Origin of the sequence: Agathobaculum sp. (assembly GCF_022775115.1) — a bacterium.
Classification (GTDB): domain Bacteria; phylum Bacillota; class Clostridia; order Oscillospirales; family Butyricicoccaceae; genus Agathobaculum.
In genome coordinates this window covers 1-11,140 of record NZ_JALFLA010000067.1, presented here as the reverse complement: position 1 = coordinate 11,140, position 11,140 = coordinate 1, and the positions used below count along the sequence as shown (strand labels likewise).

11 protein-coding genes are annotated in these 11,140 nt (G+C 57.3%); 10 read left to right on the top strand and 1 reads right to left on the bottom strand.

All coding sequences use genetic code 11. From position 1 onward, the window contains the following. The first annotated feature begins 409 nt into the window (after positions 1-409). The 7 genes from MR935_RS08250 (at position 410) to dcd (ending at position 5,596) form a co-directional block, all read left to right on the top strand. Positions 410-1,027, top strand: a complete 618-nt coding sequence (locus tag MR935_RS08250; protein ID WP_290572649.1) for a sigma-70 family RNA polymerase sigma factor — start codon at positions 410-412, stop codon at positions 1,025-1,027. Positions 1,028-1,102: 75 nt separating this feature from the next. Further along, positions 1,103-1,381 carry a zinc-ribbon domain containing protein gene (locus MR935_RS08245; protein ID WP_290572648.1) on the top strand — a complete coding sequence of 93 codons (279 nt, stop codon included), beginning with the start codon at positions 1,103-1,105 and terminating at the stop codon, positions 1,379-1,381. Between the two features lie 178 nt (positions 1,382-1,559). Further along, positions 1,560-1,760 carry a DUF1858 domain-containing protein gene (locus MR935_RS08240; RefSeq protein ID WP_290572647.1) on the top strand — a complete coding sequence of 67 codons (201 nt, stop codon included), beginning with the start codon at positions 1,560-1,562 and terminating at the stop codon, positions 1,758-1,760. A gap of 60 nt (positions 1,761-1,820) precedes the next feature. Further along, entirely contained in the window at positions 1,821-2,501 is a 681-nt protein-coding gene (locus MR935_RS08235) for a class I SAM-dependent methyltransferase (RefSeq protein ID WP_290572646.1), read from the top strand. Then, on the top strand, positions 2,498-3,274 hold the full coding sequence (locus MR935_RS08230) for a Nif3-like dinuclear metal center hexameric protein (protein WP_290572645.1): 777 nt from the start codon (positions 2,498-2,500) through the stop codon (positions 3,272-3,274). Before MR935_RS08235 ends, MR935_RS08230 begins: the two co-directional genes overlap by 4 nt. 12 nt (positions 3,275-3,286) lie before the next feature. Beyond that, a complete protein-coding gene (locus tag MR935_RS08225; protein ID WP_290572643.1) occupies positions 3,287-5,062 on the top strand; it encodes an Rqc2 family fibronectin-binding protein in 1,776 nt (591 codons plus the stop codon). 12 nt (positions 5,063-5,074) lie between these two features. After that, complete coding sequence (gene dcd, locus MR935_RS08220; protein ID WP_290572642.1) at positions 5,075-5,596, top strand: dCTP deaminase; 522 nt, start codon at positions 5,075-5,077, stop codon at positions 5,594-5,596. A 62-nt stretch (positions 5,597-5,658) separates the two neighbouring features. Here dcd and MR935_RS08215 read toward each other — a convergent pair whose 3' ends face one another. Then, the gene (locus MR935_RS08215; protein WP_290572641.1) at positions 5,659-6,603 is read right to left on the bottom strand and encodes an Ig-like domain-containing protein; all 945 of its coding nucleotides are present in this window, start codon (positions 6,601-6,603) and stop codon (positions 5,659-5,661) included. Positions 6,604-6,812: 209 nt separating this feature from the next. Between MR935_RS08215 and guaA the strand changes: the two genes are divergently transcribed. The 3 genes from guaA to MR935_RS08200 all read left to right on the top strand — a co-directional run. Next, positions 6,813-8,357, top strand: a complete 1,545-nt coding sequence (gene guaA / locus MR935_RS08210) for a glutamine-hydrolyzing GMP synthase (RefSeq protein ID WP_290572640.1) — start codon at positions 6,813-6,815, stop codon at positions 8,355-8,357. Positions 8,358-8,706: 349 nt separating this feature from the next. Beyond that, on the top strand, positions 8,707-9,111 hold the full coding sequence (locus tag MR935_RS08205; RefSeq protein WP_290572638.1) for a hypothetical protein: 405 nt from the start codon (positions 8,707-8,709) through the stop codon (positions 9,109-9,111). A gap of 583 nt (positions 9,112-9,694) precedes the next feature. Beyond that, positions 9,695-11,140, top strand: a 1,446-nt coding sequence (locus tag MR935_RS08200) for a carbon starvation CstA family protein (RefSeq protein WP_290572637.1), incomplete at its 3' end; no start/stop codon positions are given.

The window sequence follows — 11,140 nt, the reverse complement described above, 5'->3', positions numbered from 1 at the left end:
AACCGCATGATTAGACGGCATCTGCCAAAGGGCACCGACTTTTCAAAAGTCCCTGCCCGCAAAATCACGGAAATCCAGAACTGGATGAACAACTACCCGCGTAAGGTGTTGGGCTGGCAAACCTCAAACATGGTTTACCAGCGCTACCTGCAGGAGCTGCTGGAATAGGAGCAAAACAACTGCATAGATTTTCATTTTAAGGGCGTTTTATAGGACGCTCTGCGTCAGCATGGACAAAAACGCATAATATTTGAGATATCATGCGTTCTTGTCGAATAATACTGCATTAAAATGCACAAATATTTTTTTGATTTTTAGTTACATTTAATGTTGCGAATTTCGATAAAACGGTATATTTAACAAAATATTCTTGACAAATCCATAGCTTTCACATATAATAAATACTGACATGAGAAATGGCAACGATAAGATATTGTCTGGCGCGCAAACGGACGAACAACTGTGCGCTCTGGCGCAGCAGGGAGATGGCGACGCGGCCGAACAATTGGTAAAGCGGTATGCCAGGCTGGTAAAAACCTGCGCGCGGCCGTATTTTTTGATCGGCGCGGATGCGGAGGATCTGCTGCAAGAGGGTATGCTCGGCCTGATGAAAGCCATCCGTGAGTTTGACCCGGCCAAGGGCGCGCCCTTCAACGCATTTGCGCGGCTGTGCGTGACACGCAAGATATACTCGGCCGTGCGCGCGGCAGCGGCATGCAAGCACGCTCCGCTCAACCATTCTCTGTCGATAGATCGACCTCTGTTTGAAGACCTTGCGGAATCGCACACCCGTGGTATGGCACCGATTGGTGATCCCGAGTCGCTGGTGATCGGCAATGAGGAGAGGAAGGAGCTGGTGGGTCAGCTGTACGCTCTCCTGTCTGAATTCGAGGCAAAGGTTTTGAGCCTGTTTCTGGACGGTGTTTCCTATGAGGAGATGGCCGAAACGCTGCACAAACCGATCAAGTCCGTGGACAATGCTATCCAGCGCATCAAGCGAAAATCGGCACGGATCAAACCCCAATAGGCGCCAGCAGGCGGAAGGCCTGAACGCATAAATCAAGGTTCCCGGAGGGAACGGTATCAAAGAGAGGTAAAGACCATGTACGAAGACAAGACTTTAGTATGCAAAGAATGCGGCAAGGAATTTGTATTTACTGCCGGTGAGCAGGAATTTTATGCGGAGCGTGGCTTCCAGAACGAGCCCCAGCGCTGCAAGACCTGCCGTGATGCCCGCAAGAACGCTGCCCGTGGCCCCCGTGAATATTTCACCGCTACCTGCGCCGCCTGCGGCGGTGAGGCCAAGGTTCCGTTCGAGCCGAAGTCTGACCGCCCGGTATATTGCAGCGAATGCTTCGCTAAGATGCGTGAGCAGGGCTAATTGACTGTACAATTGCATCAGGAACGGCGTGACGGGTGTCATGCCGTTCTTTGGCTTGCAAGGCAAAATAGGCGGCGGATAAAATGTATTTTTGCCGAGTAAATTTTGTTTTTTGATTGAAATGGTCTGCTGTTTGCGGTATAATAAGAAAAAGATAAAATCAACAGGAGGGTCTATCATGGCGGAGATCACCAAAAAGACCACGATTGGCGAAGTGCTCAATCGCAATATTGACACGGCAAAGTTTTTCTTGGAGATGGGTATGCATTGCCTCGGCTGCCCGGCCTCCCAGGGCGAAAGCATCGAGGAGGCCTGCATGGTGCACGGCACCAATGCGGACGAACTGGTTTCCAAGCTCAACGCTTTTCTGGGCGAGTAAATGCAAAATGGAGCCGGCATGCTTTGCCGGCTCCGTTTTTTGGGTGACAGGATGGAAAGTATGGTTTTAACGCCGCGTCTGGCCTGTATTGCCGCGCTGGTGCCGCAGGGTGCGCGCTTAGCTGATGTCGGTACGGATCACGGCAAGCTGCCGGTCTCGCTTTTGCTGCAAGGCAGGCTGGCGGGTGCGATCGGCTCGGATATCGGGCAAGGGCCGCTTGAGCACGCGCGCTGCAATGCGGCAGAACACGGCGTGGCGCTGTCGCTGCGGCTAGCGCCGGGCTTGCAGGCGGTCTTGCCTGAAGAGTGCGACACGGTCAGCATTGCTGGTATGGGCGGGCAGACGATCGCGTCAATCCTCGCGCAAGCGCCGTGGACGGCGGAGGGCGCACATTTGCTGCTGCTACAGCCAATGACCATGGTGTACGCGCTGCGCCGCTGGCTTTGGGCGAACGGCTACGCGATTGAGCGCGAGACGCTCTGCACCGAGGACAAGCGGCAGTATATCGTGCTGTCTGCGCGCGGCGGCGCGGCGCGGCAGACGTTGCCGCTGGCACAATGCGCGGTATCGCCCGCGCTGCTGCGCGCACCCGGCGCGCAAGACTATCTGCGGCGGCTGCTGCGGCGGGAGCAGCGTGCGCTGGACGGTATGGCACGCGGCAGGATAGTCGACAAGGCGCGGCTTGCCGAGCAAATGGCCGTCACGCAGACGATCCGAAACGCATTGGAGGGCTTGGAATGACCACAGTACAGGATATTTTGACATTTTTGGAGGACTTCGCCCCGCCTGCGCTTGCGGAGGGCTGGGATAATGTGGGGCTGCTCGCGGGCGACCGGGCGCAGGCGGTGTCCGGGGTGCTCTGCGCGCTCGATGTGACCGAGCAGGTCGTGGACGAGGCTGCCGCGGCTGGGGCACAGCTGATCGTTGCCCATCATCCGGCGATATTCACCTCGGTCAGCCGTGTGACGGCCGACGACGCGACCGGCCGCGTGCTGCGCGCGGCGATTCGGCAGGATATCGCGCTGCTCTGTATGCACACCAATGCTGACTGCGCTGAGGGTGGTGTGAACGACGCGCTGGCCGCAGCGCTGCGTTTGACCGACGTGCGGCACATGGGCGCGGGCGAAAACGGCATGCTCGGCCGCGTGGGTGAGCTGCCGTGTGAGATGCAGCCGCAGGAATTTGCGCGGTATGTCAAGGCGTGTCTCCAAGCGGGCGGTGTGCGCTTTTGCGATGGGGGACAGACGATCCGCCGCGTTGCCGTCGGCGGCGGCGCGTGCGGCAAGCTGATGGACCACGCACTGGACAAGGGCGCGCAGGCGTTCGTGATCGGTGATTGCAGCTACGATCTGATGCAGCGCGCGCAGTCGCTTGGACTGACATTGGTCGATGCCGGGCATTTCCCAACGGAAAATCCAATGACGGCGGTGTTTGCCGGGCGGATCGCCGCCGCGTTTCCGGCGCTTTCCGTGACAGTCTCTGCGCGGCACACCGATTGTATCGAGTTTGTATGAGGAAGAACGACTATGCCATTGGATGCGATCTGCCTGCGGGCAGTAACGAATGAGCTGGATCGGGCGCTGGCTGGCTGCCGCGTGGAAAAGGTCTATCAACCCGACCGGGATGAACTCGTGCTTCAGACACGCGGGGCGGGCGGCGCAAGGCGCCTGCTGCTTTCAATCGCGGCGGGCGCGCCGCGTGTGCATTTCATCGAGGTAGCGCGGGAGAATCCGGCCGCACCGCCGATGTTCTGCATGCTGTTGCGCAAGCATATACAAGGCGCGAAGATCGCTGCGGTCAGACAGCCTGCGGTCGAGCGGATGCTGGTGATCGAGCTGGACACGACCGATGAGCTGGGTGTGGCCCGCAGAAAGCAGTTGGTCTGCGAGCTGATGGGCAAGCACTCGAACGTCATCCTGTGCGGCGAGGATGGCCGCATCATTGACGCGCTGCGCCGGGTGGACGGCGACCTGTCCGGCAAGCGGCAGGTGCTGCCCGGACTGTTTTACCGGATGCCGCCTGCTCAGGACAAGCGCGACCCGTTCACGCTCTCGGGTGCGGGGCTGGCTGCCGCGCTGGATGAGGCAGACGGGGAGCAGACACTTGACCGCTTTCTGCTGGCAACGCTTTTGGGCTTTTCACCGCTGCTCTGTCGGGAATTATCCTTCCGCGCGACGGGAGACGCGGCAAAGCCCGTCGCACAGCTGACCGATGGTGAGCGGCTGCGGCTGGGGCAGGTGTACGATGATTTTGTCGCGTTTATTGAGCAAGAGCGGTGGCATCCCTATTTGCTGACCAAAAACGAGGACGGTGCGGTGTTCGATTTCTCCTTTCTGCCGGTCACGCAGTATGAGGGGCTGCTGTCCGTCACCCGGATGGATAGTTTTTCTGCGTTGCTCGCCGCGTTTTTTGAGAAAAAAGGGCAGGCGGAGCGCATGACGCGCCGCGCGGCCGATCTGCACAAAACGGTCGTCAACGCGCGCGACAGGCTGGCGCGCAAGCTGGCAGCCCAGAAGAAGGAGTTGGACGCGACACAGAATCGCGCGCAGTACAAGCGCATGGGCGAGCTGATCACCGCAAATCTCTATCAGCTGACCAAGGGCATGAACAAGGCACAGGTCGTCGATTATTACGATGAGACCTGCCCAACGGTTGAGATCGCGCTCGATGTGCGGCTGACGCCGCAGCAGAACGCGCAGCGGTATTTCAAGCTGTATGCCAAGGCCAAAACAGCTGAGGAGGTGCTGACCGAACAGCTGCGGCAGGGCAGAGGCGATTTGGAATATCTGGAAAGCGTGATTGTGCTGCTGGATGAGGCCGAAAGTGAGCGCGATCTGGCGCAGCTGCGTGAGGAGCTGACGCAGACTGGTGTGTTATCCGCGCGGCAGGGGCGCGGCAAAAAGCAGCGGGCAAAGCCCGCCGCAGCCAAGCCGTTTTATTACCGCACGAGCGACGGCTTTGCGGTGTTCGCGGGCAAGAATAACCTGCAAAACGACCTGCTGACGCTTAAAACCGCGCTCAAAAGCGATATTTGGTTCCACACGCAGAAGATACACGGCTCGCACGTCATCCTTGTGAGTGATGGCCGCACGCCGACCGACCGGGCGATGACCGAGGCCGCGATGATCGCGGCCTACCATTCCAAGGCGCGGCACTCGTCGCGGGTGCCGGTCGATTACACGCCCGTGCGGCAGGTCAAAAAACCGGCGGGCGCAAAGCCCGGCATGGTCATTTACCATGTCTATCAGACCGCCTATGTCACACCTGATGAGGCGGCGATAGAAAAACTGCGTATGGAGTAAGGAGAAAAGCATATGATCTTATCCGGCAGGGAGATCCGCAGACACATCGGCAAGGAGATCATCATTGAGCCGTTTGATGAAAAGCGGCTCAACCCCAACAGCTATAATCTCTCGCTGGCCGGCGAGCTGCTTGTGTATGACAACGCCGTGCTCGATATGAAGCATCCCAACCCGGTCTCGCGCATTGAGATACCTGAGGAGGGATTGCTGCTCGAGCCGAACAGGCTGTATCTGGGACGCACCAATGAATACACGGCAACCGACCGCTATATTCCGATGCTGGAGGGACGCTCGTCTACCGGGCGGCTGGGGCTGTTTATCCATGTGACCGCAGGCTTTGGCGACGTCGGCTTCAAGGGCTATTGGACGCTTGAGATATTCTGTGTGCAGCCGGTGCGCATTTACCCGAATGTCGAGATCTGCCAGATCTATTACCACGATATCGACGGCGACTATGACCTGTACAGCAGCGGCAAATACCAGAATAATGTGGGCATCCAGCCGAGCCTGATGTATCGGGATTTTGAAAAGTGATGTATGGAACAAAAGCGCCGCGCGGCCATTTTGGTCGCGCGGCGCTTTGCCGTAGGGATTGTTTACGGCCGCTCGAGCAGCGTCATCGTGCGGTAGAGCATTTCGCATGCAGTCTGGCGTGTGATGGGCGCGCTGCTGTCCTGCGCAGCAGTCTGTGCGGAGAGCACATCAATGCGCGCAAGGCTGCTGACCGCGCTTTGCGCCCAGTCCATGTCGGTCGCGTGGTCGTCGGCCGCAGCAAGCTGCACCTCGTCAGCCGCGGCGCGCAGCATATTGTTCAGCACAACGCTGGCCTCGGCCAGTGTGATCGGATTCTGTCCGCGTATCTCGTTTACGCCGTTCGCTGTGCGGTAGCCGGAGACCAGACCGTTCATCGCAGCGGTGCTGACAAAGGGCTTGGCCCAGAGGGACAGTCCGCTGTCGTCGGCAAAGTCGGTGCTTTCGGTCGGCTCTACCGGCAGGTCAGCGATAGCCGCCGCCATGGCAATAAACTCGCTGCGCGTGACAGGCTGGTTCGGGCGGAAGAAGGGGCAGCCGCCGATGCGTTCGCCGGTCATCACGCCCGCGGCGGACAGGCGGAGCGCAGCATAGTGCGCGGGGTTGTCCGTCATGTCGGCATAGGTGAGCTTGGATTTGTTTTTCTCCACGGTCACGGTGATCTCTGCCGGCTTGGCTGTGTTGCCGTTTGCGTCGACTGCCGTATAGGCAAAGCGGTCTTTGCCCGCCTTGCTGCCGGGGGAGTAGGTGAGGGTCGCGCCCTCGATGACCGCCGTGCCAAGACGCGGCTGCTCGGTCAGCTGGTAGAGCACGACGTCGTTATCGTCATCTGTCGCGCTGAGCGCAAGCTCGACCGGGATCTCAACGCAGGTCGCGCCCTGCACTGGCTGCACGGTCGGCACAGCGCCGCTCGCGGCTACCGGCAGGCGGCCGGCGGCAAGCGCCGCGCCGGAAAACAGCAGCGTGGCGGGTAGCAGCACAGCTGCAATGATGAGCTTTTTATCCTTCATGGTTTTTAAACACCCTTTCTGGCAAGGTTTTGTGCTGCAAAGTATGCACAAAAAAGGATGGTTTTATGCGCGCAGCAAAAATATTCTTTTACGAGCGGCAGGCTGCGGGGATGTGCAGAGAAATATGCGGAAGGGACTTGTGAAATCCCTGCGTTTGTGAGATAATTTTACTCAAAGAGCATCAGCAGCATGGAAAGGGGAAAAGGTCGATGGAAAATCATCAGCTTATTCTGGTTCTGGATTTTGGCGGGCAGTATAACCAGCTGATCGCGCGCCGTGTCCGCGAGCATAACGTATATTGTGAGGTGAAGCCATACCACACCTCGCTCGACGAGATTCGCGCGCTGCGGCCGATCGGTATCATCTTCACCGGCGGGCCGAACAGCGTTTATGAAGCGTCCTCGCCCAAGTGCGATCCCGCGCTGTTTGAGCTGGGCATCCCGGTGCTGGGCATCTGCTACGGCTGTCAGCTCATGGCGCAGGTGCTGGGCGGCGAGGTCACGGCCGCGCAGGACGATACGGCGCGCGAGTACGGCAAGACTAAAACGTATTACGATACGTCCTGCAAGCTGTTCAAGGGTCTGCCCGGGGAGGGTATCTCGTGGATGAGCCACGGCGACTATATGGCGCAGGTGCCCGCGGGCTTTGCGCTGGTCGGCCACACGGATATGTGTCCCAATGTGGCCATCGCGGATGAGACACGCGGTTTTTACGGTGTGCAGTATCATCCTGAGGTCAACCATACGGAAAGCGGTACGCAGATGCTCCGCAATTTCCTGTATGAGGTGTGCGGCGCCAAGGGTGACTGGACGATGGAGGATTACAAAAGAACCTCCATTCAGGCGATTCGGGACAAGGTGGGCGCTGGCAAGGTGCTGCTTGCGCTGTCCGGCGGCGTGGATTCCTCGGTCGCGGCCGCTCTGCTGGCCGAAGCGGTTGGCAAGCAGCTCACCTGCGTGTTTGTCGACCATGGCCTGATGCGCAAAAACGAGGGAGATGAGGTTGAGGCCGCCTTTGCCAAATGGGATATCAACTTTATCCGCGTTGACGCCGAGGCGCGTTTTCTCGGCAGGCTGGCCGGCGTATCCGACCCGGAAACCAAGCGCAAGATCATCGGCGAGGAGTTTATCCGCGTCTTTGAGCAAGAGGGAAAGAAAATCGGTCAGGTCGATTATCTGGTGCAGGGCACCATTTACCCGGATGTGATCGAATCAGGCGCAGGCGATGCCGCGACCATCAAGAGCCACCACAACGTGGGCGGCCTGCCGGATTTCGTGGATTTTAAGGAGATCATTGAGCCGCTGCGGCTGCTTTTTAAGGACGAGGTGCGCGAGCTTGGCCGAGAGATTGGTCTGGCAGACTATCTGGTCATGCGCCAGCCCTTCCCGGGTCCCGGCCTTGCCATTCGCGTCATCGGCGATATTACGAAGGACAAGCTGGACACCCTGCGCGAAGCCGACTTTATCTTCCGCGATGAGATCGCCAAGGCGGGGCTTGAGCGCACGATGGATCAGTATTTCGCCGTGCTGACCAATATGCGCAGCGTCGGCGTTATGGGTGACGGCCGGACGTATGATTATACGCTCGCGCTGCGCTCAGTGACGACCACGGACTTTATGACTGCTGACTGGGCGCGTATCCCGCATGAGGTGCTGGATAAGGTCAGTGTCCGTATCGTCAACGAGGTCAAGGGTATCAACCGCATCGTGTATGACATCACGAGCAAGCCCCCCGCCACAATAGAATGGGAGTAAAAATGTTCTGATTTTTCGATAAAATCAAATAAAATATCCGATTTTATATTAAAAAAGTTGTAGAATAAAAGGCGAAAAATTGACAAACCTCCTCATTTTTCAAGCCAAGGTAGCCACCGTATTTTCAGAAAAATGAGGAGGTTTTGTTATGCCCAGACCGAGTGGGAAAGCTACAATCAGTTTGAAGGGAAACGCCAAGAATCTTCCCGACATTTACTTTCGTGAATTGGTATAGCTCTATTCCAGAGATTGCCGCACAAGGGGCATTGAAGAAGTCACGACTGCCGGGTATGAATACGCCTGTAAAAAGTTCCTTATATACTTGCAGGAGGACATTCGATGCTCCGATTTGCGCCAAGAGCTGTTCGATGATTACCAGATGGAGCTTGCCACCAGAGTAAAGGCCGAAACGGTCAACAGCTATCTTTTCAAAATTTTGCCCGTCTTGAAGTTTGGCAAGGAACGCGGCTACATCACCGCCGACATTCAGTTGTCACACATGGCCTATCAGGAGCATTTCAAAGATGTTGATACTGCGGCTTTGCTGACACGTCCTAATCCGAATCACTGTCAGCGTGTTTTGTATCCACGCATTGTTCCCCTGTGTGAAGGCTTGGTGGTCATTCTCCATGAGTACATGATTGCTCGCAACGAGGCAGCAGATGATCACCTGTTTTGCAGCATCTATGGTGATATGATGGAGTTTGGGAAAGGATTGCACCGCTGGTACTGGGGGTGGCAGGTGGTCTGCTGAAAAGTGTCTTTCGGAACGGCACCTGCTACTCCTGCCGACCGCCCCAATGGCAAGCCTCCGAATTTCGCTGGAAGGAACTCCTCCCGTAAGCGGGAAGTACACGGGCAAAGCGGCCATGGGGGATACTGTCCAGAAGGTCCGAACAATCCGAAGCAAAGGCCCCTGGGTGGTGGCGGTGTTCATGGAAAAGTCCGGCCCGTATCCGCAGTTCGGGCCAACCGGCCGGAGCGGTCGGCACGCTGACCCGGCAGAAAATTTAGGAGCTTTCAGTCCGAGTGGGAAAATTCGCGCCGGCAGGACGCTGGGAAATTCTCCCTCTTCCTTTTCCCGGAAAGTGCTGCATTTCAGTGCTTTCCGAGATTCGACGTCCGTCATCATATATTACAAAAAGATGTCTTACATCATATCTTGTGGTTTTATTCGTGTTCATCAGAAAATTTATGCAGATCCGGCAGATTTGTAAAATTTCAAAAAAGTTCGAATTTAGTCTTGCATTTTCGAAAAAGAGGACTATAATAGCCGTCTAGAGCGATCGGTTGTTTTGTCGTATACAACCGTTGCGAATTGAAAGGGAGGTATATCTATGGTCAGTTTTCTCATCTGTCTGGCGCTCCTGATTGTCGGTTACTTTACATACGGTAAAGTCGTCGACAACACCTTTGGACCAGACGACCGGGAGACTCCCGCTGTCCGCATCAACGACGGCATCGATTACGTCGTCATGCCCCAGTGGAAGCTGTTTCTGGTTCAGCTTCTGAACATTGCCGGCCTGGGCCCCATCTTTGGTGCTCTGACTGGCGCTCTGTGGGGACCCATCGTGTTCCTGTGGATCACCTTCGGCACCATCTTCGCCGGCGGCGTGCACGATTATTTCTCCGGCATGCTGTCTGAGCGCAACAACGGTGCTTCCGTTTCCGAGATCACCGGTATCTACCTGGGCAACGGCATGAAGAATGTCATGCGTGTGTTCAGCGTGGTGCTGCTAGTCATGGTGGGCACTGTGTTCGCCGTTGGTCCCGCCGGATTGATCCAACTGCTGTTCACCAACGCCGGTTTCACCAACGTTCTGTCCAACAAGCTGTTCTGGCTGGTCCTGATCCTGATCTACTACTTCATCGCCACCTTCATCTCCATCGATAAGATCATCGGCAAGATCTATCCCATCTTCGGTATCTGCCTGATCATCATGGCCGTGGGCGTGGGCTTTGGTGTGCTCACCAATCCCGACTACGTGATCCCCGAGATTTGGGAGAACTTCACCAATCTGCATCCCAGCGGGACCCCCATCTGGTCCTTCATGTTCATCACCGTGGCCTGCGGCGCCATTTCCGGCTTCCACGCCACACAGTCTCCTCTGATGGCCCGCTGCATGAAGTCCGAGCGCCAGGGCCACATGGTGTTCTACGGCGCCATGGTCAGTGAGGGCGTCATCGCCCTGATCTGGGCCGCCGCCGGCTGCTCCATCTACGAGGGCGCGAAGCTGCTGGAAATGGGCGGCGGCTGCCCCGCGACCGTCTATGACATCTGCTCCAAGACCATGGGTTCCGTGGGCCTGGTGCTGGCCATGCTGGGCGTCATCGCCTGCCCCATCACCTCCGGTGACACGGCCTTCCGTTCCGCCCGTCTGACCCTGGCCGATTGGCTGAAGATCGACCAGAAGTCCTACGCCAACCGTCTGAAGCTCTGCATCCCCGTTCTGGGCGTCGGCGCCATTCTGGGCATCGGCAACGCCTTGGGCAAGATCGATTACAACGTGATCTGGCGTTATTTCAGCTGGACCAACCAGACCCTGGCTATGATCGTCCTGTGGGCCGCCAGCATGTTCCTCTTCCGCGAGAAGAAGAACTATTGGATCACCGCAGTGCCCGCCACCTTCATGAGCGCGGTCTCCATGACGTACTTCTTCCTGGCCCCGGAGTGCCTGGGCGCGTTCCTGAACTCCAAGACTGCCGAGGGCGTGACTGTTTACAACACTGCCTTGGCCTATCCCATTGGCATTATCTTCGCTATCGTGCTGCTGGCCATCTTC